Annotated in this window: 23 protein-coding genes and 3 tRNA genes; 17 read left to right on the forward strand and 9 right to left on the reverse strand. The window is 71.3% G+C overall.

Annotated elements, in window-relative coordinates; genetic code table 11:
• Window positions 1-127: 127 nt before the first annotated feature.
• From OG627_RS20810 to OG627_RS20830, 5 genes are all read right to left on the reverse strand, one after another.
• Window positions 128-1,204, reverse strand: a complete 1,077-nt coding sequence (locus OG627_RS20810) for a 2-oxoacid:ferredoxin oxidoreductase subunit beta (RefSeq protein WP_329067286.1) — start codon at window positions 1,202-1,204, stop codon at window positions 128-130.
• Window positions 1,197-3,161: a 2-oxoacid:acceptor oxidoreductase subunit alpha gene (locus OG627_RS20815; protein WP_329067288.1), complete on the reverse strand. Its 1,965-nt coding sequence runs from the start codon at window positions 3,159-3,161 to the stop codon at window positions 1,197-1,199. The genes OG627_RS20810 and OG627_RS20815 overlap by 8 nt, the downstream gene beginning before the upstream one ends.
• A gap of 404 nt (window positions 3,162-3,565) precedes the next feature.
• Window positions 3,566-4,225: a response regulator gene (locus OG627_RS20820; protein WP_443073641.1), complete on the reverse strand. Its 660-nt coding sequence runs from the start codon at window positions 4,223-4,225 to the stop codon at window positions 3,566-3,568.
• A 241-nt stretch (window positions 4,226-4,466) separates the two neighbouring features.
• Window positions 4,467-5,780 carry a sensor histidine kinase gene (locus OG627_RS20825; protein ID WP_329067292.1) on the reverse strand — a complete coding sequence of 438 codons (1,314 nt, stop codon included), beginning with the start codon at window positions 5,778-5,780 and terminating at the stop codon, window positions 4,467-4,469.
• 244 nt (window positions 5,781-6,024) lie between these two features.
• Window positions 6,025-7,260, reverse strand: a complete 1,236-nt coding sequence (locus OG627_RS20830) for a sensor histidine kinase (RefSeq protein ID WP_329067294.1) — start codon at window positions 7,258-7,260, stop codon at window positions 6,025-6,027.
• 209 nt (window positions 7,261-7,469) lie between these two features.
• On the opposite strand from OG627_RS20830, the gene OG627_RS20835 reads away from it, so the two are divergent.
• The 11 genes from OG627_RS20835 (at window position 7,470) to htpX (ending at window position 18,348) form a co-directional block, all read left to right on the forward strand.
• On the forward strand, window positions 7,470-7,862 hold the full coding sequence (locus OG627_RS20835) for an NADH-quinone oxidoreductase subunit A (protein WP_329067296.1): 393 nt from the start codon (window positions 7,470-7,472) through the stop codon (window positions 7,860-7,862).
• Window positions 7,853-8,509, forward strand: a complete 657-nt coding sequence (locus OG627_RS20840; protein WP_329067298.1) for an NADH-quinone oxidoreductase subunit B — start codon at window positions 7,853-7,855, stop codon at window positions 8,507-8,509. The genes OG627_RS20835 and OG627_RS20840 overlap by 10 nt, the downstream gene beginning before the upstream one ends.
• On the forward strand, window positions 8,506-9,384 hold the full coding sequence (locus tag OG627_RS20845) for an NADH-quinone oxidoreductase subunit C (protein WP_443073513.1): 879 nt from the start codon (window positions 8,506-8,508) through the stop codon (window positions 9,382-9,384). Before OG627_RS20840 ends, OG627_RS20845 begins: the two co-directional genes overlap by 4 nt.
• Window positions 9,381-10,349: a complex I subunit 1/NuoH family protein gene (locus OG627_RS20850; protein WP_329067300.1), complete on the forward strand. Its 969-nt coding sequence runs from the start codon at window positions 9,381-9,383 to the stop codon at window positions 10,347-10,349. Before OG627_RS20845 ends, OG627_RS20850 begins: the two co-directional genes overlap by 4 nt.
• Window positions 10,350-11,012, forward strand: a complete 663-nt coding sequence (locus OG627_RS20855) for a NuoI/complex I 23 kDa subunit family protein (RefSeq protein WP_329067302.1) — start codon at window positions 10,350-10,352, stop codon at window positions 11,010-11,012.
• A gap of 17 nt (window positions 11,013-11,029) precedes the next feature.
• Window positions 11,030-11,593 carry an NADH-quinone oxidoreductase subunit J family protein gene (locus tag OG627_RS20860; protein ID WP_329072833.1) on the forward strand — a complete coding sequence of 188 codons (564 nt, stop codon included), beginning with the start codon at window positions 11,030-11,032 and terminating at the stop codon, window positions 11,591-11,593.
• Window positions 11,593-11,982 (forward strand): NADH-quinone oxidoreductase subunit NuoK, encoded by a 390-nt coding sequence (nuoK, locus tag OG627_RS20865; RefSeq protein WP_329067304.1) that lies wholly within the window; start codon window positions 11,593-11,595, stop codon window positions 11,980-11,982. Before OG627_RS20860 ends, nuoK begins: the two co-directional genes overlap by 1 nt.
• Window positions 11,979-14,039, forward strand: a complete 2,061-nt coding sequence (locus OG627_RS20870; RefSeq protein WP_329067306.1) for an NADH-quinone oxidoreductase subunit 5 family protein — start codon at window positions 11,979-11,981, stop codon at window positions 14,037-14,039. Before nuoK ends, OG627_RS20870 begins: the two co-directional genes overlap by 4 nt.
• A 27-nt stretch (window positions 14,040-14,066) precedes the next feature.
• Complete coding sequence (locus OG627_RS20875) at window positions 14,067-15,734, forward strand: complex I subunit 4 family protein (RefSeq protein WP_329072835.1); 1,668 nt, start codon at window positions 14,067-14,069, stop codon at window positions 15,732-15,734.
• Window positions 15,731-17,281 (forward strand): NADH-quinone oxidoreductase subunit N, encoded by a 1,551-nt coding sequence (locus OG627_RS20880; RefSeq protein ID WP_329067307.1) that lies wholly within the window; start codon window positions 15,731-15,733, stop codon window positions 17,279-17,281. The genes OG627_RS20875 and OG627_RS20880 overlap by 4 nt, the downstream gene beginning before the upstream one ends.
• A gap of 200 nt (window positions 17,282-17,481) precedes the next feature.
• The gene (gene htpX / locus OG627_RS20885; protein ID WP_329067309.1) at window positions 17,482-18,348 is read left to right on the forward strand and encodes a zinc metalloprotease HtpX; all 867 of its coding nucleotides are present in this window, start codon (window positions 17,482-17,484) and stop codon (window positions 18,346-18,348) included.
• Window positions 18,349-18,387: 39 nt separating this feature from the next.
• Here htpX and OG627_RS20890 read toward each other — a convergent pair whose 3' ends face one another.
• Window positions 18,388-18,789, reverse strand: coding sequence for a YccF domain-containing protein (locus tag OG627_RS20890; RefSeq protein WP_329072837.1), 402 nt, complete (start codon window positions 18,787-18,789; stop codon window positions 18,388-18,390).
• Between the two features lie 323 nt (window positions 18,790-19,112).
• On the opposite strand from OG627_RS20890, the gene OG627_RS20895 reads away from it, so the two are divergent.
• Window positions 19,113-19,382 carry a GlsB/YeaQ/YmgE family stress response membrane protein gene (locus OG627_RS20895; RefSeq protein ID WP_329067311.1) on the forward strand — a complete coding sequence of 90 codons (270 nt, stop codon included), beginning with the start codon at window positions 19,113-19,115 and terminating at the stop codon, window positions 19,380-19,382.
• 78 nt (window positions 19,383-19,460) lie between these two features.
• Here the strand turns inward: OG627_RS20895 and OG627_RS20900 are convergent, their stop codons facing one another.
• Window positions 19,461-19,949 (reverse strand): YajQ family cyclic di-GMP-binding protein, encoded by a 489-nt coding sequence (locus OG627_RS20900; RefSeq protein WP_329067314.1) that lies wholly within the window; start codon window positions 19,947-19,949, stop codon window positions 19,461-19,463.
• 241 nt (window positions 19,950-20,190) lie between these two features.
• On the opposite strand from OG627_RS20900, the gene OG627_RS20905 reads away from it, so the two are divergent.
• A tRNA-Tyr gene (locus tag OG627_RS20905) sits at window positions 20,191-20,272 on the forward strand.
• A 134-nt stretch (window positions 20,273-20,406) separates the two neighbouring features.
• Here OG627_RS20905 and OG627_RS20910 read toward each other — a convergent pair.
• Both OG627_RS20910 and OG627_RS20915 read right to left on the reverse strand, forming a co-directional pair.
• A complete protein-coding gene (locus OG627_RS20910) occupies window positions 20,407-21,069 on the reverse strand; it encodes an SDR family oxidoreductase (RefSeq protein ID WP_329067316.1) in 663 nt (220 codons plus the stop codon).
• Window positions 21,070-21,103: 34 nt separating this feature from the next.
• Window positions 21,104-22,372: an amidohydrolase family protein gene (locus OG627_RS20915; protein ID WP_329067318.1), complete on the reverse strand. Its 1,269-nt coding sequence runs from the start codon at window positions 22,370-22,372 to the stop codon at window positions 21,104-21,106.
• A gap of 309 nt (window positions 22,373-22,681) precedes the next feature.
• Between OG627_RS20915 and OG627_RS20920 the strand changes: the two genes are divergently transcribed.
• The 4 genes from OG627_RS20920 (at window position 22,682) to OG627_RS20935 (ending at window position 23,789) form a co-directional block, all read left to right on the forward strand.
• Window positions 22,682-22,754, forward strand: a tRNA-Thr gene (locus OG627_RS20920).
• A 47-nt stretch (window positions 22,755-22,801) separates the two neighbouring features.
• Window positions 22,802-22,874, forward strand: a tRNA-Met gene (locus tag OG627_RS20925).
• A gap of 93 nt (window positions 22,875-22,967) precedes the next feature.
• Window positions 22,968-23,132: a 50S ribosomal protein L33 gene (gene rpmG, locus OG627_RS20930; RefSeq protein WP_003956487.1), complete on the forward strand. Its 165-nt coding sequence runs from the start codon at window positions 22,968-22,970 to the stop codon at window positions 23,130-23,132.
• A gap of 204 nt (window positions 23,133-23,336) precedes the next feature.
• The gene (locus OG627_RS20935) at window positions 23,337-23,789 is read left to right on the forward strand and encodes a MaoC family dehydratase N-terminal domain-containing protein (RefSeq protein WP_329067320.1); all 453 of its coding nucleotides are present in this window, start codon (window positions 23,337-23,339) and stop codon (window positions 23,787-23,789) included.

Below are 23,789 nucleotides of genomic sequence, written 5' to 3' on the forward strand. Positions count from 1 at the left end.
GCCGATGGTGCCCGCGCCGATGGTGCCCGCCCCGATGGTGCCCGCCCCGATGGTGCCCGCGCCGACGACAAGGCCCGGGTCTCCTGACGGGACAGGAGATCCGGGCCTCGGGAAAGCTCGCGGCGCCTCAGCCGACGACGGTCCAGGTGTCGCCGCCCGCCAGCACGGAGGCCAGGTCGCCCTTGCCGTGGCGCTCGACCGCCGCGTCCAGCTGGTCCGACATCAGCGTGTCGTAGACGGGCCGCTCGACGCTGCGCAGCACCCCGATGGGCGTGTGGTGCAGGGTGTCGGCGTCGGCGAGCCGCGACAGCGCGAACGCGGTGGTGGGGCTCGCCGCGTGCGCGTCGTGGACCACGATGTCCGCCTCGTTCTCCGGGGTGACGGCGACGACCTCCAGGTCGCCGGTGGCCCGGTTCCGTACGACGCCCTTCGCGCCGTCGGCGCCGAAGCGGATCGGCTGCCCGTGCTCCAGCCGGATCACGGCCTCCGCCGCCCGGTCCTTGTCCTTGAGGACCTCGAAGGCGCCGTCGTTGAAGATGTTGCAGTTCTGGTAGATCTCCACCAGCGCCGTGCCCGGGTGCTCGGCGGCCTGCCGCAGCACCTCGGTGAGGTGCTTGCGGTCCGAGTCGACCGTACGGGCCACGAACGACGCCTCAGCGCCGATCGCCAGCGACACCGGATTGAAGGGCGCGTCGAGCGAGCCCATCGGCGTCGACTTGGTGATCTTCCCGACCTCGGAGGTGGGGGAGTACTGGCCCTTGGTCAGCCCGTAGATCCGGTTGTTGAACAGCAGGATCTTCAGATTGACGTTCCGGCGCAGCGCGTGGATCAGATGGTTGCCGCCGATGGAGAGCGCGTCGCCGTCGCCGGTGACGACCCAGACGGACAGATCGCGGCGCGAGGTGGCGAGCCCGGTGGCGATGGCGGGAGCACGGCCGTGGATGGAGTGCATCCCGTACGTGTTCATGTAGTACGGGAAGCGGGAGGAGCAGCCGATGCCCGAGACGAACACGATGTTCTCTTTGGCGAGGCCGAGTTGCGGCATGAAGCCCTGGACGGCGGCGAGCACGGCGTAGTCACCGCAGCCGGGGCACCAGCGGACCTCCTGGTCCGACTTGAAGTCCTTCATGGACTGCTTGACCTCGGTCCTGGGGACCAGCGTCAGCAGTTCGTTGGAGATCGGCGAGGTCGTCGTGTCAGGCATCGATGGCCTCCTTGAGGGCCGTGGCGAGCTGTTCGGCCTTGAACGGCATGCCGTTGACCTGGTTGTACGAGTGGGCGTCCACCAGGTACTTCGCTCTGAGCATCGTGGCGAGCTGACCGAGGTTCATCTCCGGCACCACGACCTTGTCGTAGCGGCTCAGCACCTCCCCGAGATTGCGCGGGAAGGGGTTGAGATGGCGCAGATGCGCCTGTGCGATCGGTACGGGCTCCTTGCGGAGCCGGCGTACGGCGGCGGTGATCGGCCCGTACGTGGAGCCCCAGCCCAGCACCAGGGTGCGGGCGCCGTCCGGGTCGTCCACGTCCAGATCGGGCACCTGGATCCCGTCGATCTTGGCCTGCCGGGTGCGCACCATGAAGTCGTGGTTGGCCGGATCGTACGAGATGTTGCCCGTGCCGTCCTGCTTCTCGATGCCGCCGATCCGGTGTTCGAGACCGGGCGTCCCGGGCACGGCCCACGGGCGGGCCAGGGTCCCCGGGTCGCGCTTGTACGGCCAGAACACCTCGGTGCCGTCGGCCAGTTCGTGGTTGGGGCCGGTGGCGAACTGGACCCGCAGGTCGGGCAGTTCCCCGGTCTCCGGGATCCGCCAGGGCTCGGAGCCGTTGGCGAGGTAACCGTCGGAGAGCAGGAAGACCGGCGTGCGGTAGGTCAGCGCGATCCGGGCGGCGTCCAGGGCCGCGTCGAAGCAGTCCGCCGGGGTCCGGGGCGCGACCACCGGGACGGGGGCCTCGCCGTTGCGCCCGTACATCGCCTGGAGCAGGTCCGCCTGCTCCGTCTTGGTCGGCAGCCCGGTGGAGGGGCCGCCGCGCTGGATGGCGACGACGAGCAGCGGCAGCTCCAGCGAGACCGCGAGCCCGATCGTCTCCGACTTGAGCGCCACCCCGGGGCCCGAGGTGGTGGTGACGGCGAGCGAACCGCCGAAGGCCGCGCCCAGCGCCGCGCCGATGGCGGCGATCTCGTCCTCGGCCTGGAAGGTCCGTACGCCGAAGTTCTTGTGTTTGGACAGCTCGTGCAGGATGTCCGAGGCCGGGGTGATCGGGTACGAGCCGAGGTACAGCGGCAGGTCCGCCTGGTGGCCGGCGGCGATCAGACCGTACGAGAGCGCCAGGTTCCCGGAGATGTTGCGGTACGTGCCGGTCGGGAACGCGGCGCTGGCCGGGGCCACCTCGTAGCTGACCGCGAAGTCCTCGGTCGTCTCGCCGAAGTTCCAGCCCGCGCGGAACGCGGCCACGTTCGCCTCGGCGATCTGCGGCTTCTTGGCGAACTTGGCGCGCAGGAAGCGCTCCGTGCTCTCCGTCGGCCGGTGGTACATCCATGACAGCAGCCCGAGCGCGAACATGTTCTTGCTGCGCTCGGCCTCCTTGCGGGAGAGCCCGAACTCCTTGAGCGCCTCGATCGTCAGCGTCGTCAACGGCACCGGGTGGATCTGGTACGCGTCGAGCGAGCCGTCTTCGAGGGGTGAGGTCAGATAACCGACCTTGGCCATCGGGCGCTTGGTGAACTCGTCGGTGTTCACGATGATGTCCGCGCCGCGCGGCACATCGCCGATATTGGCCTTCAGCGCGGCCGGGTTCATCGCGACCAGCACGTTCGGCGCGTCACCCGGGGTGAGGATGTCGTGGTCGGCGAAGTGCAGCTGGAACGAGGAGACGCCCGGCAGGGTCCCGGCGGGTGCCCGGATCTCGGCGGGGAAGTTCGGCAGGGTCGACAGGTCATTTCCGAACGACGCCGTCTCCGACGTGAACCGGTCACCCGTCAGTTGCATCCCGTCACCCGAGTCACCCGCGAAGCGGATGATCACCCGGTCGAGACGGCGGACTTCCTTCCCGCCCGTGCCCCCTCGTGCCGGGGCGCGCTGTCCACCGACGGCGTTGTCGTTCTCGCTCGCGTCGTTGTCCTCATCGGCCTGCTCGGCCGGGCTACTGACCTGGCTGGTCACTGAACTGGACCTCCTTCGAGGCGGCGGCTCGGGACCGGCCGGCCGCCCGGCGGTCCTGCATGCCACCCTACGTCGGTAAGGGTCGCCTTCCCTTGACCGGTCGGATGGGGGACATCATTTTGAGACGTCCCGGTGCACTAACTTGTCATGATTTGTCGCTGGCTCGGTTCTCGATGGGCACGGTCGCGTTCTCATCCTTTGGTTCTAGGGCTTTCGGTCCGCCCCGAGCGGGGACCCGGGGGTGGGGAGCTGATGATCGGGGATCGGATCGCGGGTCGGATCGGGGATCGGATCGCGGGTCGGATCGGGGATCGGATCGCGGGTCGGATCGGGGATCGGATCGCGGGTCGGATCGGGGGTCGGATCGCGGGTCGGATCGGGGGTCGGGACGTGCGGGCCGGGGCTCAGGACTTGAGGTACGTGAGAACGGCCAGCACCCGACGGTGGTCGCCGACGCTCGGGGAGAGCCCGAGCTTCAGGAAGATGTTGCTGACGTGCTTCTCGACCGCGCCGTCGCTCACCACGAGCTGCTTCGCGACCGCCGAGTTCGTCCGCCCCTCCGCCATCAGCCCCAGCACCTCCCGCTCGCGCGGTGTCAGCCCGGCCAGCACGTCCTGTTTGCGGCTGCGGCCGAGCAGCTGGGCCACCACCTCGGGGTCCAGCGCCGTACCGCCCCCGGCCACCCGGACCACGGCGTCCACGAACTCCCTGACCTCCGCGACCCGGTCCTTCAGCAGGTAGCCCACGCCCCGGCTGCTGGCGGCCAGCAGCTCGGTGGCGTACTGCTCCTCGACGTACTGCGACAGCACCAGCACCCCGAGTCCGGGATGGTCCTTGCGCAGCCGCACCGCCGCCCGTACGCCCTCGTCGGTGTGGGTCGGCGGCATCCGTACGTCCGCGACCACCACGTCCGGCAGCTCGCCCCGGTCCGCCAGCTCGCCGACGGTCCTGACCAGCGCCTCGCCGTCCCCCACCCCGGCGACCACCTCGTGCCCGCGGTCGGTCAGCAGTCTGGTCAGCCCCTCCCTGAGCAGCACCGAGTCCTCGGCGATGACCACGCGCACTCTGTCGTCCGTGTCCCTCATGAGATCTTCAAGCCCCCACTGCCGAAGTCCGTCCCGCCCCCGCGGCGCCCCGGTGGCGCACTCGCGGACTCCAGCATCCCAGCTCCGTGCGCTCTGCGGGGACAACGGTGACAACGGTGACAGCAGGGTCGGTAGGGGTGGTGGGGACAGCAGGGGCGTGAGTGGACGTGGCGGCAGCGGGGGCAGGAGGCAGGGGAAAGCGGCGGCAGCGGGGGGACGCTCAGCTGCGCCAGGGCAGCTCCGCCGTCACCGTCGTCGGACCCCCGGCCGGGGAGTTCACGACCAGGACGCCGTCCACCGCGTTCAGCCGCTCCGCGAGACCGGCGAGCCCGGTGCCCGCCGTGGTGTCGGCCCCGCCCCTGCCGTCGTCCGTGACCTGGAGCATCAGCCGGCCCTGGGTGTGCCACACGTCCACCGAGGCCCGGCTCGCCCGCGCGTGCTTGCTGACGTTCTGGAGCAGTTCGGAGACGGTGAAGTACGCGATGCCCTCGATCGCCGCCGCCGGCCTGGCCGGCAGATCGACCTCCACCCGTACCGGTACGGTGCAGCGCGACGCGATGGAGGAGAGTGCCGCGTCGAGTCCCCGGTCGGTGAGGACGGCCGGGTGGATGCCGCGCGCGAGGTCGCGCAGCTCCTGGAGGGCCACCTTCACCTCGCCGTGCGCCTCGTCGACCATGCGCGCCGCCGCGTCCGGGTCCTCCAGCAGCTTCTCCTTCGCCAGCCCCAGATCCATGGCGAGGGCCACCAGCCGGGCCTGGGCGCCGTCGTGCAGATCGCGCTCGATGCGGCGCAGATCGGCCGCCGCCGTGTCCACCACCACGCCCCGGTCCGACTCCAGCTCCGTGACCCGTCCCGCCAGCAGCGACGGGCCCAGCAGCCCGATGACCAGGATCCGGTCCACCGTGGTCAGACCGCGGATCAGCCAGGGGGAGGCGAGGACGAACACCAGACCGACGGCGCTGGTGGCGGCGATCGCGAACGGGGTGTCGAGATAGATCTGGTTGCCCCTGCCGTCGGAGAACAGCGCGATGCCCGACGGCTCGGGCTCGTCGGGGAACACCCACTGCCACAGCGGATAGAGGAACAGCGCCCAGCCGACCGACCAGAACGTCACCGCGACCGAGAACGCGAACACCGCCCACGGGAAGTGCAGTACCGCGTACGTCAGATGACGCCAGGACGCCCCGCTCTTGAGGACCGCGCCGATCCACGGCATCAGCCCGCTCTTCCTGGCCCGTGCCGGTTCCGGGGCCGCCACCTCGACCCGCAGCAGCTCCCGGGCCCTGGCCCGCTCCAGCGCGCCGAAACCCCGGCAGCCGCTCAGCCCGACCGCCAGGACCGGTACGCCGAGGAAGGTGACCAGCAGCCCGGCGCTGAGCGAGATCATCGTGATCGCGTACGCGAACAGCACCGTGCTGATCGGCAGGCTGAGCAGCACATAGCCCAACTCGCGCCAGGCACGCCCCTCGACCGGCGCGCGCAGGACCTGGGGGAGCAGGCGGGGGCGCGGCTGCGACGCGTAATCCGTGGCCATCGGTGTCGTCCGTTCTGGAGCGGGTGTCCGGGTGTCGGGGTGTCCGGGTGTCCGGGTGTCCGGGTGTCGGGGTGTGCGGGAGTCTCGGTGTGGGCGTAAGCGGCGTGCGGTGATCGGCGCGCGGCGGTCCTGGGTGGTGGCGCCCCTCGGCCGCTGTCCATGCTGCCGAAGTGCCGCGCACCCGCGCCATGAGGCCGGTCTCCCTCTTCGCCCTGGGGTTTTCCCCACCCCGGGACCGGACGCGTCAGGAGCGCTCGCGCTCGCGCCAGGGCAGCTCCGCCGTGACGACCGTGGGCCCGCCGGCCGGGGAGTCCAGTACGAAGAGACCGTCGACCGCGCCCAGCCGCTCGGCCAGCCCGGACATCCCCGTACCGCCGTCCAGCCGCGCGCCGCCGCGCCCGTCGTCCTGGACCTGGACCAGCAGCCGGTCGTCCGCGCGCCACACGTCGACGGCCGCGCTCCGGGCCCCGCTGTGCTTGCTGACGTTCTGGAGCAGCTCGGAGACGGTGAAGTACGCGATGCCCTCGATCGCCTCGGCGGGCCGCTCGCCCAGGTCCACCTCCACCCGTACCGGTACGGTGCAGCGCGACGCGATGGAGGAGAGTGCCGCGTCGAGTCCCCGGTCGGTGAGGACGGCCGGGTGGATGCCGCGCGCGAGGTCGCGCAGCTCCTGGAGGGCGAGCTTCACCTCGCTGTGCGCCTCGTCCACCATCGCCGCCGCCGTCTCCGGGTCCTCCTCCAGCAGTTTCTCCTTCGCCAGCCCCAGTCCCATGGCGAGGGCCACCAGCCGGGCCTGGGCGCCGTCGTGCAGATCGCGCTCGATGCGGCGCAGATCGGCCGCCGCCGTGTCCACCACCACGCCCCGGTCCGACTCCAGCTCGGCGATGCGCCGCTCCAGCTCGTCCGACGGCACCAGCAGCCCGCGCACCATCGCCCGGTCGACATTGGTGAGACCGCGCACCAGATAGGGCAGCACCGGCCACAGGACGAGCAGCCCCACCAGCGTCACCGCGAACGTCACCACGCCCCAGGGCAGCCGGATGAACGAGTACAGCAGCGTCCGCCAGGCCACCGGATCCTTCAGCCCGGTCCACACCCGGCTCAGCGCGCCCTCGGAGCGCCGCCCCGCCGTCCGCCCCCGGCCGTCTCCGCGTGCGCGGTCCCGCCGGCTTCCGTGCAGCGGGCTCGGCTCGTCGATCCGTACCCCCAGGAGCGCGCGCGCCCGCGCGCGCTCCCAGCGGCCGAGCCACCGCGCGCCGGCCAGACCGCAGACGAGCCACGGCAGACCGATCACCGTGACCGACAGCACCACCCCGGTGGAGACGGTGACCACCGCGTAGAGGAAACCGAGCAGCGTCGCCGGAAGGTTCGCCAGGAGATACGCGACCTCCTTCCAGGTGTGCCGGTCGTAGCCGAAGCGCACCGGCGGGGGCCGGTCGTCGCCGGGGAGGCCGCTGTTCAGGGACTTGCTCACGCTCATAAGGACCAAGCGTGCCCGCCGGGGGTTCCCCGCGCCATGGGGTGGCTCGGTGGCGGTGACGTAGGGATAGCCCCCCTGCGCCCCCCTGGTCCCCCCTTATGCGTGACGCGACTGCTTACCAGTTCTTTAACAGGGCCTAGACTCCGGTGCGTACAGATCGTCGAAGAAGCCGATGAAGTCGCAACGAGGTCAGGGAGCGAGGGGCGGACGTGTCGCAACCGACCGTTCTCGCGTCGGACTACTTCCAGAGCTATTCGGTGGTCGGCCTGCTCGCGGTCGTCGGGGCGCTCTTCGTCGCCGTGGCCTTCGGAGCGGGACGACTGCTGCGGCCGGTGGTGCCGACGCCGGAGAAACTGCTCACGTACGAATGCGGTGTCGACCCCGTCGGCGAGGGCTGGGCCCACACGCAGGTCCGCTACTACGTCTACGCGTTCCTCTACGTGATCTTCGCGGTCGACTCGATCTTCCTGTTCCCGTGGGCGACCGTCTTCGCGGCCCCGGGATACGGCGCGACGACGCTCGTCGAGATGTTCATCTTCCTCGGCTTCCTGGCCGTGGGACTGCTCTACGCATGGAAGAAGGGCGTCCTGGAATGGACGTGACCCCCGGCTCCGCCGCCGCTCCCGGCTCCGCGCCCGTGGCCCGGTCCGCGCCCGTCGCCCGGTCCGCCCCCGTGTCGCTGCCGGAGCCGAAACTCGGCGTGCTCTCCCGGCTGGCCCCCGAGCCCATGAAGGTGGTCCTCAACTGGGGCCGCCGCTACAGCCTCTGGGTCTTCAACTTCGGACTCGCCTGCTGCGCGATCGAGTTCATCGCCGCCTCCATGGCCCGGCACGACTTCATCCGCCTCGGCGTCATCCCCTTCGCGCCCGGCCCGCGCCAGGCCGACCTGATGGTCGTCTCCGGCACCGTCACCGACAAGATGGCGCCCGCGGTGAAGCGGCTCTACGAGCAGATGCCCGAGCCGAAGTACGTGATCTCCTTCGGCGCCTGCTCCAACTGCGGCGGCCCGTACTGGGACTCCTACTCCGTGACGAAGGGCGTCGACCAGATCATCCCGGTCGATGTCTACGTACCCGGCTGCCCGCCGCGCCCCGAGGCGCTGCTCCAGGGCATCCTGAAGCTCCAGGAGAAGATCGCCCGCGAATCGCTCGGTGAGCGCTACGCCGCCGCCGGCCGTCCCTCGGCCGCCGCCCTGAGCAGCGGCCTGATCGCGCCGCCGCCGACGCCGGGGGAGGGGACGGCCCCGTGAGCGCCCACGACCGGCTCCCCGACGGTGCCGCCGAGATCTTCGGCGAGGGCGCCACGGCCGCACTGGCCTACGACCTCATGACGGTCGACGTCCCCGCCGACTCCTGGCTCACCGCCCTCGAAACCGCCCGCTCCGCGCTGGGCTGCACCTACTTCGACTGGCTGAGCGCGGTCGACGAACCGGGCACGGGCTTCCGCGTCTGCGCCCATGTCGCCGCGCTGGAAACCGGTACGGTACGCCGCCTGCTGATCCGTACGACCGTGCCGCACGAGGCGGCCGTCCTGCCGACGGCCATCGGCGTCTACGCGGGCGCTGACTGGCACGAGCGCGAGACGTACGAGATGTTCGGCATCACCTTCACCGGCCACCCCAACCTGGTCCACCTCCTGCTCCCCGAGGAGTTCGAGGGCCATCCGCTGCGCAAGGACTTCGTCCTGGCGGCCCGCGTCGCCAAGGCGTGGCCCGGCGCGAAGGAGCCGGGCGAGGCCCCGGCGGGCGCCGGACACGGCGCTCCGAAGCGGCGTCAGATGCTTCCGCCCGGCGTGCCCGACCCGAACGAGTGGGGCCCTCTCAAGGGCCAGTTGCCGCCCGCCCCGGCCCGTCCCGCCCGCGGGGCGCGGGCCGGGGGCGCGGCGGGCGCCGCCGGTGCGGCCGGTGGTGACCGTCCGGTCCGCCGTGCGCGCAGCGTCTCGGGGGGCTCGGCGAGCCAGCAGCAGTCGGCGGACGCGCCCTGGCGCGCGCCCCGCCCGGCCGCGGGGGAGGGCGCCGCGGGGGAGGGCGCCGAGAATCCCGCGCCCGCGAGCGAGCGTCCCGCGCCCGCCGAGCCCGCGAGCGACCGTTCCGCGAGCGACCGCCGCCCCGAAGGAGACGCGTGAACGACGTACTCGACGTCGCCCTCCGGCTGGTCATCGTCTTCGCGGTGTTCATGGTGGTCCCGCTCGTGGTCGGGCAGGCCGAACACAAGGTGATGGCCCACATGCAGGGCCGCCTCGGCCCCATGCACGCGGGCGGCTTCCACGGCTGGGCGCAACTCGTCGCCGACGGGGTGAAGTTCGCGCAGAAGGAGGATGTGGTCCCGGCCAACGCCGACCGCCGTATCTTCCAGCTCGCCCCCGCCGTCTCCCTCCTGCCGTACCTGCTCGTCGTGCTCGTCATCCCGGTCGGCCGGGGCGAGGGCGCCGTCGGCCAGGCCGTCGACGCGGGCGTCTTCTTCGTGCTCGCGGTGATGGGGGTCGGCGTACTGGGCTCGCTCATGGCGGGCTGGGCCTCGGCCAACAAGTTCTCGCTCCTCGGCGGTCTGCGCACCGCCGCGCAGCTCCTCGCGTACGAACTGCCGATGCTGCTCGCCGCAGCCTCCGTCGCGATGGCGGCTGGCACCGTCTCCCTCCACGGCATCCTCGACGCCTTCGCGTGGTGGTGGCTGCCCTGGCAGATCATCGGCGCGCTGGTCTTCTTCGTGGCCGGACTCGCCGAACTCCAGCGTCCGCCCTTCGACATGCCGGTGGCCGACTCCGAGATCATCTTCGGCGCCTACACCGAGTACACGGGGCTGCGCTTCGCGCTGTTCCTGCTCGCCGAATACGCGGGCATCGTCGTTCTGTGCGGGCTGACCACCGTCCTCTTCCTCGGCGGGTGGCACGGTCCGTTCGGCGGCGACGGCCTCGGCTGGGTCTGGACGCTGCTGAAGACCGCGGTCCTCGCCTTCGTCGTGATCTGGCTGCGGGTGAGCTACCCGCGGCTGCGCGAGGACCAGTTGCAGAAGCTCGCCTGGACCGTACTCATCCCGCTCGCACTGGCGCAGATCGCGCTCACCGGCATCGTGAAGGTGGCGATCAGCTAGATGTCCCCCATCCCCGGATCGGGCCTGGCCAAGGGCCTGGCCGTCACCCTGCGGACGATGACGAGGAAGACCGTCACCGCGCAGTATCCGGAACACCAGCCCGAACTGCCGCCCCGCTCCCGCGGGGTGATCGGACTGTTCGAGGAGAACTGCACGGTCTGCATGCTCTGCGCCCGGGAGTGCCCCGACTGGTGCATCTACATCGACTCCCACAAGGAGACGGTGCCCGCCGCCGCCCCCGGGGGCCGCGAGCGCAGCCGCAATGTCCTCGACCGGTTCGCCATCGACTTCGCGCTCTGCATGTACTGCGGGATCTGTATCGAGGTCTGTCCTTTCGACGCGCTGTTCTGGTCACCGGAGTTCGAGTACGCGGAGACGGACATCCTCGAACTCACCCATGAGCGGGACAAGCTCCGCGAGTGGATGTGGACGGTGCCCGCCCCGCCCGCGCTCGACCCGGGCGCCGAGGAGCCGAAGGAGCTGGGCGCGGCCCGCAAGACGGCCGACAAGCTCGCCGCGGCGGCCGAGGCGGCCGAGGCGGCCGAGGCGGCCGAGGCGGCCGAGGCGGAAGCGGCGGCGCAGGCGGAAGCGGCGGCCGAGGCGCGGGCGCGGGCGGCGGCGGCCGCCGCCGAGGAGCCGACGGACCGGGAGGCCGGCGAGTGAACGGCGCAGTGACCCTGATGGCCGCCGCCCCGGCCGCCACCGGACCCGGCTTCCTGTCCCCGGCCGGCGTCGAGATCGCCTTCGTCCTGGTCGGCCTGGTGACCCTCGGCGCGGCCCTGGTGACGGTCACGACCAGACAACTGGTGCACGCCGCCCTCTGGCTGGTCGTGGCGCTCGGCGGACTGGCCGTCGAGTACCTGCTGCTGACGGCGGAGTTCATCGCCTGGGTGCAGGTCCTGATCTACGTCGGCTCCGTGGTGGTCCTCCTCCTCTTCGGGCTGATGCTGACCAAGGCGCCCATCGGCCGCTCTCCCGACGCCGATTCGGGCAACCGCCCCGCCGCCCTCGCGGTGGCCGCCGTCTCCGCCGTCTGCCTGGTCTGGGTGGTCGTCGACGCCTTCCGCACGACCTGGATCGACCTGGACGGGCCCGCGCAGGGCTCCACCGAGGTCTCCGGCCAGTTCCTCTTCCGGAACTGGGTACTGCCCTTCGAAGCGCTGTCCGTGCTTCTGCTGGCGGCGCTCGTCGGCGCGATCGTCCTCTCCCGCAAGAACAGCGGCGGCGACAAGGAGCAGCGCTGATGCATCTCGCCTATCCCGCCGTACTCGCGGCCCTCCTGTTCTGCGTCGGGCTGTACGGAGTGCTCGCGCGCCGCAACGCGATCCTCGTCCTGATGTCCGTCGAGCTGATGCTCAACGCCGTCAACCTCAACCTCGTCGCCTTCGACGTCTGGCTCCGCGACACCCTGCACACCGGCCAGTCCCTCACCCTCTTCGTCATCGCCATCGCGGCCGCGGAGATCGGCATCGGCCTGGCGATCGTCCTGATGGTCTACCGCAACCGCGGCACCTCGGACATCGACCGGCTCCGCGACACCGCCGAGGGTCCCGAGGACGCGGCCGACCCGCAAGACCCCGAGGGCCCGGCGGAGACCGGCGCTCCGGCCAAGAAGGCTGAGGCCACCGCGTGACCACCACGACCCTCGCCGTCCTCGTCCCCCTCCTGCCGTTCCTCGGCGCCGCGGCCGGACTGCTGCTCGGGCGCACCGCCCCCGGGTTCGTACGCCCCCTGGCCGTCCTGCCGACCCTGGCCGCCGCCGCGTTCGCCATCGCCGTGGCCGTACGCCAGGGCGGTGGCGCGGGCGACGGCACGGCGCCGCTGGACGCCGCGACCCGGCTCACCCCGACCGGCTCGGTCCCCATCGACCTCGCCCTGCACATCGACGGCTTCGCGGCCCTGGTCGCCGTCCTCGTCGGCGTCGTCGCGTCCTGTGTGCAGATCTACTCGACCGGCTATCTGCGCGGCGACGCGCGCTACCCGTCGTACGCGGCCCTCGTCTCCCTCTTCACCTCCGCGATGCTGCTCGTCGTCTACTCCGGCGACCTGATGGTGCTGCTGGTCGGCTGGGAGATCATGGGCATCTGCTCGTACTTCCTCGTCGGCCACTACTGGGAGACCCCCGAGGCGCGCGCCGCCTCCCTGAAGGCGTTCCTGGTCACCAAGCTCGGTGATGTCCCCTTCCTCATCGGGCTGTTCGCCCTCGCCTCCGACGCCGGTACGTTCCGGATCACCGGCATCCTCAAGGCCGTCGCCGACGGCGGTCTCGACCACCCCACCCTGATCGCGCTGCTGCTGCTCGCGGGGGTGGCGGGCAAGTCCGCGCAGTTCCCGCTGCACACCTGGCTGCCCGACGCGATGGCGGGCCCCACGCCCGTCTCCGCGCTGATCCACGCCGCGACGATGGTCGCCGCCGGTATCTACTTCGTGGCCCGGCTCCTTCCGGTGTTCACCGCCTCGGCGGCGGCCCTGGTGGTGCTGGCGGTGATGGCCGCGGTCACCATGGTCGGCTCGGCGCTCGCCGCCTTGGCCCAGGACGACATCAAACGGGTCCTCGCCTACTCGACGATCGGCCAGCTCGGCTACATGTCGGGCGCCCTGGCGGTGGGCGACCGGGGCGCGGCCGTCTTCCATCTCGTCTCGCACGGCGCGTTCAAGGCCCTCCTCTTCCTCGGCGCCGGTGTCGTCATCCACGCGGCCGGCACCAACTCCCTCGCCACGATGTCCCGGACGAGCGGTCTGGCCAAGCGCATCCCCGACGCCTACTGGACGATGACCGTCGCCCTGCTGGCGCTGGCCGCGATCCCTCCCTTCGCGGGCTTCTTCTCCAAGGAGTCCGTCCTGGTCGCCGCCGAGCACACCGCGCTCGACCCGTCCGGCGCCGCCCCCGGCGCCGCCGGCTGGACGGTGCTCGTGGCCGGGCTGCTGACGGCGCTGCTCACCGCCGCCTACGCCACCCGCCTCTGGCTGCTCGCCTTCCGAGGCCGCGGCGCCCGCCCGTCACCCGACCACCACCCCTCAACGAGCCGCTCCGCGGCGCTCCCCGTGTCCGAACCCGACCACGGCAGGCAGCCGCTCGCCATGAACACCGTGCTCTGGGTACTCGCCATTCCCTCCCTCGCCCTGGGGCTGGCCGTCGGCTATCTCCCGAACTGGTTCGACGGACACAGCCTCGCGCCGAACCTCACCACCTCCGTCCTGTCCACCGGAGTCGCCCTCGTCGGCGGCCTGGTCACCTACGCCGGCTGGCGCCACACCACGGCGCTGGCCGCCCGCACCCCCATGGGAGCCGTCGTCGCCCACCCCGACGCCGAGCCCGCGCTCGCGGAGCGGGAGGCGATGGAGAACCACACCCGGGTCTACGGCTCCGTCTCGGCCGCCCCCGACCCGGCCGACCCCGGCCGTCTCCTGCTGGGACCGCTGCACCGCCACGCGGCGGTCGGCTTCCGGCTCGACGCCCTCTACCACCAGCTGTTCGTACGCCCCGTGCTGGCGGCGGCCCAACTGGTCCGCTTCCTGGACCGCGAGGTCGTCGACACCTACGTACGCGGCGCCGGAACCGGTGCGCGCGGACTCGGCGCCCTCGTGCGCCGCGCGCAGACCGGCAATGTGCAGACCTACCTCAGCGCCCTGCTCGCCGGCTCCGTCGTCCTGGCGATCGCCGCCGTACTCGTCGCCGCCGGAGCGTGAGCCGTGATCGATATCAGTGAATCCGTGATGCAGTTCCTTCTCGCGTTGATCCTCGTCGTGCCGCTCGTCGGCGCCGTCGCCGCGCTGCTGCCTGCCCCGCCCGGACTCCGGGGCAGGAGCCCCGACCAGGCCGTACTGCGCCACGGCGTCACCGTGACCGGAGCGGTCCTCCTCGCCACGGTCGTCCTGGCCCTCGGCTTCGACCGCGACCACGCGTCCAGGATGCAGGCCACCACGGACATCAGCTGGATCGCGGCACTCAACGTGCGGATCCACCTCGGCGTCGACGGCATCTCCCTCCCCCTTCTGGTCCTGACCGCGCTCCTGACCTTCCTGTGCGCGCTCTACAGCTACTTCAAGCAGGGACACCAGCGGCCGACGCCGCGGGCCAACGGCGCCTCGCCCAAGGCATTCGTCGCCCTGATCCTCGTCCTGGAGTCCGGCACACTCGCCACCTTCGCCGTCCTCGACCTGCTGCTCTTCTTCCTCGCCTTCGAGATGGTGCTGATCCCGATGTACTTCCTGATCGCCCGCTGGGGCGGCTCGGAAGGCGTACCGGGCGGCAGGCGGGCCGCCGCCCTGAAGTTCATCCTCTACACCCTGCTCGGCTCCGTGATCATGCTGCTCGGCCTCCTGCTCATCGGGCTCAACGCGGGCACTTTCGACATGGTGGCACTCGCCACTGACAACGGCGCCGGACTCAGTACGTCCGTGCAGGTCACCGCCGTTCTCGCGATCGGCCTCGGGCTCGCGGTGAAGACCCCGATGTGGCCGCTGCACAGCTGGCTTCCTGACGCCCACACCGCCGCCCCCACCGTCGGCTCCGTCCTCCTCGCCGGGGTACTGCTCAAGATGGGAACGTACGGATTCGTCCGTATCGTCCTGCCGGTCGCCCCCGACGGCATGCGCACCTTCGCCCCCTACCTCGCGGCCCTCGCGGTCGCCGGGATCATCTACGGCTCCCTGGCCTGCCTCGCGCTGGCCAGGGAGGGCGCGGGCGGGGACCTCAAGCGGCTGATCGCCTACTCCTCCGTCGGCCACATGGGCTTCGTGCTGCTCGGCATCGCGAGCATGACCCCCACCGGAGTCAACGGCGCGCTCTTCGCCAACATCGCCCACGGACTCATCACCGGCCTGCTGTTCTTCCTGGTCGGCGCCCTCAAGGACCGTTACGGCACCGCCGACCTCGACACCCTCGCCGGGGCGACCGGCGCCGCGCTCTACGGCCGCGCGCCACGCCTCGGCGGGCTGCTCGCCTTCGCCGCCGTCGCCTCCCTCGGACTGCCCGGACTCGCCGGATTCTGGGGCGAGATGCTCACCATGTTCGGCGCGTTCAACCCGGCGGAAGGGCTCAGCCGCCCCGCCTTCCTCACCTTCATGGCCATCGCCGGATTCGGGACGCTCCTCACCGCCGCGTACCTTCTGATCGTCGTACGCCGGGTGTGCATGGGGGTGAAACCGCCCGAGCCCGAGCCGGAACCGGCGGAGGCGTCGGCAGGGGCACCCGCGGCCGACACCACGGCCGGAACCGGCCCGCGGCGCGCACCGGTCCGCTTCGCCGACATCCAGACCTACGAGATCGCCTCCTGGTCCCCGCTCGCCGCCCTGACCGTCATCGCCGGACTCTGGCCCGCGGTCCTCCTCGGCCTCACCGACCCGGCCGTGCAGAAGCTCCTCGCAGGAGGCAAGTCGTGACCGTGGCCGCCGAGAGCGCCGCCAGCCTCGTCCAGTCCGTCGACTGGTGGGCGATCGCGCCTCCCACCCTCACGGCGGCGGTCGCCCTGATCGTCCTGGTCGCCGACCTCTTCGTACCGGCCCGCCGCAAGCCCCTGCTCGGCGGGATCGCCATCGCCGGCCTCGCCCTCGCGCTGCTGGCGCTCGTACCACTGCGCGACGGCGGCCACAAGACGTTCTGCCTCACCACCAATGCCGACGTGTGCAGCTACACCGCCGACCACTTCACCCTCGTCATCCAGGCGCTGGTGCTCGGCGGAGCGCTGCTCACCGTCCTGCTCTCCCTCGCGGACACGAAGGAACTCCCCGTAGGGGAGTACTGGTTCCTCCTGCTCGCCTCGGCCGCCGGCGCGGCCCTGCTGCCCGCCTCCCGCGACCTCGCCACCCTGGTCGTCGCCCTCGAAGTCGCCTCCCTGCCCGCCTTCGCCCTGGTCGGGCTCAGGCACGGGGACCGGCTCTCCTCCGAAGCGGCGCTGAAGTTCTTCCTCTCCTCGGTCACCGCGACCGCGGTGATGCTGCTGGGCGTCAGCTTCGTCTACGCCTCCACCGGCACCCTGCACCTCGGCGAGGTCGCCGAGCGCCTGTACGACGTGTCCGGCCCGCTGGAGACGCTCGCCAAGGCGGGCGTCGCCCTCACCCTCGTCGGCTTCGCCTTCAAGACGGCCGCCGCGCCGTTCCACTTCTGGGTCCCCGACACCTATGTGGGCGCGCCCCTGCCCATCGCCGCTTATCTGTCCGTCGTCGGGAAGGCGGTCGGTTTCTCGGGGCTCATCCTGGTGACCGTCGTCGCGTTCCCCTCGTACGGGACGGTGTGGGGCCCGCTCCTCGCTGTCCTCGCCGCGCTCACCATGACCGTCGGCAACGTGGCCGCGCTGCGGCAGTCGGCCACGCGCGCGCGGAGCGCGGTACGGCTGCTCGCCTGGTCGTCCGTCGGACAGGCGGGCTACCTCCTGGTCCCGATCGCCTCCGCCGGGTACGCGGGCGAGCGGCGGATCGGCTCCACCGTCGCGTACGCCCTGATGTACGCCGTCGTGAACCTCGGCGCCTTCGCCGTCGTCGCCCTGGTGGCCCGTAACCACCGCCTCAACCGCCTCTCCGACTACCAGGGCCTGTACGCGCGACGGCCGCTCGCCGCCCTCGCGATGGCCTTCTTCCTGCTCTGCCTGGCCGGACTGCCCCCGGGGATCATCGGCCTGTTCGCCAAGGTCACCGTCTTCTCCGCCGCCGTCGACGCCGGTCTCGGCTGGCTGGCCGTCGTCATGGCCGTCAACGTCGTGATCGCGCTCTACTACTACCTCCGGTGGACGGCCGTCCTCTTCCGCGCCCCCGAGGGACAGGAGGAGCCGGCCGCCGGGAACACCGCGGCCGTCACCCCCGGCGGGGCCGTCGTCTCCGCCGCCCCGGCGCCCGCCCTCACCGTCGCCATCGCCCTGACGGCCGTCGCCGGGATCGTGCTGTCCGGAGCGCCCCAGCTGGTGCTGCGCTTCGCCGGAGTCAGCCTCTTCTGACGCCGTCGGGGCGGGGCGGCACGGCCCCCGCCCCGCCCGGACGCACCGGGGAACCCGTACCGCTCGCCTGGCGTTGACCAGTACGGAAGGGTCCACTGGAGAGTGGAGCTGAGCAGCACCAGGTTCTGTCCGCCCGGTTGAGACCGGCCGGGCAGGCCCCAGCGAAGGGTTCCCCTGCCGCACCACTTGGAGGGCGTACCGTGCACCGCCGGCACAACGGGCTGAAGACCGCCGTCCTCCTCGGAGGGCTCTCAGCGCTCATCATCGCGATCGGCAGCTTCTTCGGCCGAACGGGCCTGATCATCGCGCTCGTCGTGGCGCTCGGCACCAACGCGTACTCCTACTGGAACAGCGACAAGCTGTCCCTGCGCGCCATGCGCGCCCGCCCGGTCAGCGAGTTCGAGGCACCGCAGCTCTACCGGATCGTCCGCGAACTCTCGACGGCGGCCCGCCAGCCCATGCCGCGGCTGTACATCTCACCGACCCAGGCGCCCAACGCGTTCGCCACCGGCCGCAATCCGCGCAACGCCGCCGTCTGCTGCACGGAGGGGATCCTCCAGATCCTCGACGAGCGCGAGCTGCGCGGGGTCCTCGGCCATGAGCTGAGCCATGTCTACAACCGCGACATCCTGATCTCGTCGGTCGCCGGGGCGCTCGCCTCCGTGGTGATGTTCCTGGTGAACTTCGCCTGGCTCATCCCCATCGGCCGCTCCGACGACGATGACGGCCCCGGCCTCTTCGGCATGCTGCTCATCATGATCCTGGGCCCCCTCGCGGCCTCCGTCATCCAGCTGGCGGTGAGCCGCTCGCGCGAGTACGAGGCCGACGCCTCCGGCGCGCAGCTCACCGGTGACCCGCTCGCCCTCGCCAGCGCGCTGCGCAAACTGGAGGCCGGGACGCGGCAGCTTCCGCTGCCGCCCGAGCCCCGGATCGAGACCGCGAGCCACATGATGATCGCCAACCCGTTCCGGCCCGGCGAGGTCTCGAAGCTGTTCTCCACGCACCCGCCGATGGCGGAGCGCATCGCCCGGCTGGAGCGGATGGCGGGCGCTCCCCCCCGGCCGTGAGCGACCGGGCCCGCACCCGGCCGGCCGGCGGCCCGACGGTCAGCGGGCCCCGAAGCGCTCGTCCGTCGACACGACTTCCCGGCCCAACGGCATCAGCGAGATCGGGATCAGCTTCAGGTTGGCCCAGCCGAACGGGATGCCGATGATCGAGATGAACAGCGGGATGCTGGTGAGCAGGTGGCCGAGGGCCAGCCACCAGCCGGCGAAGACCACCCAGATGATGTTCCCGATGAAGGACGGCGCCCCGGCGTCGGGGCGCTCGACCGTGGTGCGCCCGAAGGGCCACAGCACGTAGCCGGCGATGCGCAGCGAGGCGACGCCGAACGGGATCGTCACGATCAGGACGAAGCAGATGGCAGCCGCGATGACGTAGCCGATCGCCATCCAGATGCCGCAGAACACCAGCCACAGGACGTTGAGGATCAGCTCGATGAGCTTCATGATCATTTGCCTTCCGCGAGATGGCCGTGAGCTGCTGCCCAGCTCAATTATCCGGCCTTGACCGCGTGAGACGAAACAGGGGAGAACCCTGGTTCCCCCCTGAGCCCGCCGCGTCCTGAACCCTGCTTCGCCCCTGAACCGGCCGCACCGCGCGTGTGTGCCACTGGATGCTGGGTAACCGATCGATCATCAGCCGGGCCGGCATCACGGGCGCAGTTCCTGTGGGTTCCTGTGTACGCGCCATAGGTTGCCGATTTGCGCAACCGTCGCCCGTCTCCACGACGTCTTCCCGGTCACACAGCACGAAAGGCAGGGCTCAGGGCATGAGCATCATCGGTTGGATCATTCTCGGACTGCTCGCCGGAGCCGTCGCCAAGATTCTGCTCCCCGGCCGGGACCCCGGCGGGATCATCGGCACCACGCTCATCGGTATCGCGGGAGCCTTCATCGGGGGCTGGGTGTCCTCCCGTTGGCTCGACCACCCCATCAACGCGAACTTCTTCGACGCCGCCACCTGGGCCGCGGCCATCGGCGGAGCGCTCATCCTGCTCATCGTGTACCGGGTGCTCTTCGGCCACTCGCGATCCCGCTGACCGGCGGGAACGGGCACGGGAACGCCAGGGGTACGGGAACGGGAGCGGTCCGGCCGCTCCGTCCCCGTACCACCTTGGTCACCGGTAGTTGACGAACTGCAGCGCGAAGTCGAAGTCCTGGCCCTTGAGCAGGGAGATCACGGTCTGCAGGTCGTCACGGCTCTTGGAGCTGACCCGCAGCTCGTCGCCCTGGACCTGCGCCTTGATGCCCTTGGGGCCCTCGTCGCGGATGAACTTCGCGACCTTCTTGGCGTTGTCCTGGGAGATGCCTTCCTCGATCGAGGCGAAGATCTTGTACTCCTTGCCGGACAGCTGCGGCTCGCCGGCGTCCAGCGCCTTCAGCGAGATCCCGCGCTTGATCAGCTTGGACTGGAAGACGTCGAGGATCGCGGAGACGCGCTCCTCGGAGTTCGCCTGCATCAGGATCTTCTCGCCGGACCAGTCGATCGAGGCGCCGACGTTCTTGAAGTCGTAGCGCTGCGAGATCTCCTTCGCGGCCTGGTTGAGGGCGTTGTCGACCTCCTGCCGCTCGACCTTCGAGACGATGTCGAAACTGGAGTCGGCCATGTCCTGTGGCTCCTTGTCATCGGTGCTGTGGGGTGCTGTGGGGTGTCGGCGGGGGTGCCCGGCGCATGCTCGCCGCGCGACCGGACACCACCGACCGCTGGCGCAAAGCCTAGTCACCCGCGCCCGCCTCCAGCGCTGATCAATCCAGTGGCGGAGCACCCCCGGGCATCGGGTATTGTTTACGTCGTTGCCAAGGAGCGCCGCCCACCGGCGGAGTATCCGGACGGCAGCGATATCCCATGGCGGTGTGCCCGAGTGGCCAATGGGAGCGGACTGTAAATCCGCCGGCTTAGCCTTCCCAGGTTCGAATCCTGGCGCCGCCACGCGATACGGACGGCCCCTGATCCACGGAAACGCGGATCAGGGGCCGTCTTCGTATGCCCGCGCCGAAGAGGGGCGGCCCCGCACCCCGGCCGGGACCGGGGCGCGGGCTGTGACCGGGGCTCCGGCGCCGGGGTCAGGAACGGGGCCCGGCCACGGCCTTCGTCGCGTCCGCCACCGGCACCGTCCCGCTGATCAGCTCCAGCGTCAGCCCGGCCGTCTCCGGGGTCTCCAGCAGCTCCAGCAGGACAGCCGCCACATCGTCACGGGGCACCGCACCGCGCCCCGTTGACTCCGCCAGCGAGACAAGACCGGTGCCCGCGTCGTCCGTCAGCTGTCCCGGCCGCAGAATCGTCCAGTCGAGCGCGGTCCTTGACCGTACGTAAGCGTCCGCCGCGCCCTTCGCGCGCTGGTACGCGTCGAAGACCTCGTCGCCCTCGTGGTCGGGGTCCGCGCCCATCGAGGAGACGACCACGAACCGCCGTACCCCCGCGCGCTCCGCCGCGTCCGCGAAGAGGACCGCGGCGCCCCGGTCCACCGTCTCCTTGCGGGCCGCTCCGCTGCCGCCGCCCGCGCCCGCGGCGAAGACCGCCGCGTCCGTGCCCTCCAGTGCCTGGGCCACCTGCTCCACCGAGGCCGACTCCAGGTCCAGGACGACCGGTTCGGCGCCCGAGGCCCGCAGTTCGTCCGCCTGCCCGGGATCACGGATGATCCCCGCGACCCCGTGTCCGCGCGCGGCGAGCCGTCGCTCCAGCCGCAGCGCGATCTGACCATGTCCTCCAGCAATCACGATTCGCATGGTCACGACCGTACGCCGCGCGGGCCCGCACGGCTCACGCGCCGAGGTCCGATCGGCCCTGTCGCGGCAGCTCCAGGGCGACGGCCGCCGCCGAGTCGCAGTACTCCCGCACCGCGCTCGTCCGGGCCACCACCCGGCCCCGGTGGACGACGATCCTGCTGTACGCGAGCGACAGCGCGCCCTCGACGTCCTCCCCGCGCACGGCCAGCAGCTCGGCCGGGAAACCCGCCTCCACCCGCACCTCGGCCAGCCCCATCGCGGCGCGCGCCGCCGCGCTCACCGTGCCGTACGCGTCCACCGCCCGCAGCCCGCTCCGCGAGGCCAGCAGATACGCGGACTCCAGGGGGTCCCCGCGCCCCACCGGGTTCGCCAGGTCCCGCAGCGCGCCGCCGCCCGCAGCGACCCGCACCCCGGCCGACCGCAGCAGCCGTACGGGAGCGATGCCGCGCTCCGCGTCCGGCGGCGGGGTACGGCGCGGATCACCCGCGCGCTCCACACCGCCGCACGCGCCCTGCGGCAGACAGACCACGGTCACCCCGGCCGCCGCGAGCTGGTCCGCCGCGCGGGCCGCGACCTCGGCGGGCAGCCGCGCCAGCCCCGCGAGCGGCCCGAGCGTCACGCCCTGGCGCATGCCGCCCGCCATGGCGGCCAGCCGCGCCAGCCGGGCCGGATCGTCACCGTCCGTGTGCAGATCCACGGGGCAGCCGTGCTCGGCGGCGACGTTCAGCACCGCCTCCACGTAGCCGGCCGGATCGGGGTCGAGATCGGGGCAGCCGCCCACCGCCCCCGCGCCCATCTTCACCGCGTCGCGCAGCATCGCGAGCCCGTCGGCGCCCGCCACACCCGTCAGCAGCCGGGGCACGGCCACGGTGGTCAGATCGGCGAGCCCGCGCAGCGAGCGGCGGGCCTGGAGCACCGCCTCCATCCGCCCCAGCTGCCGCGCGTCCCCGATCCGTACGTGGGAACGCAGCGCGGTCGCGCCGTGCCCCAGCTGGAGCAGGGTGGCCTCGGTGGCCCGGCGCTGCACGTCCTCGGGGGAGTAGGAGACCGGCCCGTCCCCGGCGGTGAGCGCGGTGTCGCCGTGGGCGTGCGGTTCGGCGGGGGCGGGCAGCAGCAGATAGCCCGCGAGATCGACGCGGGTGCCGTGGGCGGCGAGGCTGCCGGCCGTGCCCACCGCCTCGATCCGGCCCGCGCCGAGCCGTACGTCGACGGTCCTGCCGTCGGCGAGACGTGCGCCGCACAGGACGAGCGCGGTGGTATCGGCCGTGGCGCCGTCGGACGGCTGCGGTTGGCTGTCGGGCATCGCGCTCCTGGTCGAGGGGGTGTGTCCGGCCCGGCAGGCGGGATCACGCAGCGTGGGTCGAGCCTAGGGGCGCCCCGGCCGAGCTTCGCGGAGGAGCGCAATAGTCGTACCGGCGAGCCCACCCAGGACGCACCCAGGGCCCACTCAGGACCTACCTCAGAACCCACGCATCACCCCGCCGCTGCCTCGCCTCAGCCCCGCCCTGTGACGCGAGCGCGGTCCCGGGACAACTGGGGCGAGGCACGGGGAAGCGGGCGTTGAAACGGATTTGGGCGATCGGCAACCGACCGTGTAATGTCTTCATCGCTCGCCCCAATAGCTCAGTCGGTAGAGCGTCTCCATGGTAAGGAGAAGGTCTACGGTTCGATTCCGTATTGGGGCTCAGATGTTCGGTGATCCTCGCCTTCGGGCGAGGAGATCCAACATCGAAGCGGTGTAGCTCAGTCGGTAGAGCAAGCGGCTCATAATCGCTGTGTCACCGGTTCAAGTCCGGTCACCGCTACACAAAAGTAGCCGATTGTGGGGTCGGTCCTTCGATCGGCTACTCTTTTATGCGTTCATCCGTTCATCCGTTGTCCGTCCAAGGAGCACTCACGTGGCTGCCACCGACGTCCGCCCGAAGATCACGCTGGCCTGCGTGGAGTGCAAGGAGCGGAACTACATCACCAAGAAGAACCGGCGTAACAACCCGGACCGTCTTGAGATGAAGAAGCACTGCCCGCGCTGCAACTCGCACACCGCGCACCGCGAAACGCGCTGAATCAGGCTCGTACGCGAGGCCGTCCCCTCTGTGGGGACGGCCTCGCGTCGTTGTGCCGCCGCGACTCGGGAGCCCTGGTCCCCGGTGCCGGTGCCCGGGTGCCGTAGTCCCCGGGGCCGTGTCCGTCGAGGCCGTACGAACGGGCATTCTTGTGGTCCCCGGTATCGGGGACATCACATCAGGTACATCAGGAGGGAGCGAGTCGTGGCGCTCGATCAGTCCTTCGTGGGGCGGAGCTATCCGCCCACCGCGCCGTACGAGGTCGGCCGGGAGAAGATCCGCGAGTTCGCCGAGGCGGTGGGGGACCCCAATCCGGCATACAGCGATCCGGAGGCCGCGAAGGCGCTCGGGCACACCGATCTGATCGCCCCGCCGACCTTTGTGTTCGCGATCACGTTCAAGGCAGCGGGTGTGGTGATCGCCGACCCGCAGCTGGGTCTCGACTACAGCCGGGTGGTGCACGGCGACCAGAAGTTCGCGTACACGCGTCCCGTACGGGCGGGGGACCGGCTGACCGTCACCTCGACCATCGAGGCGATCAAGTCCCTCGCGGGGAACGACATCATCGATGTCCGGGGCGATGTGCACGACGAGTCCGGCGCCCATGTCGTGACCGCGTGGACCAAGCTGGTGGCGCGTGCCGCCGAGGGGGCGTGA

Origin of the sequence: Streptomyces sp. NBC_01429, assembly GCF_036231945.1 — a bacterium.
In the GTDB taxonomy this organism is placed as follows: Bacteria; Actinomycetota; Actinomycetes; order Streptomycetales; family Streptomycetaceae; genus Streptomyces.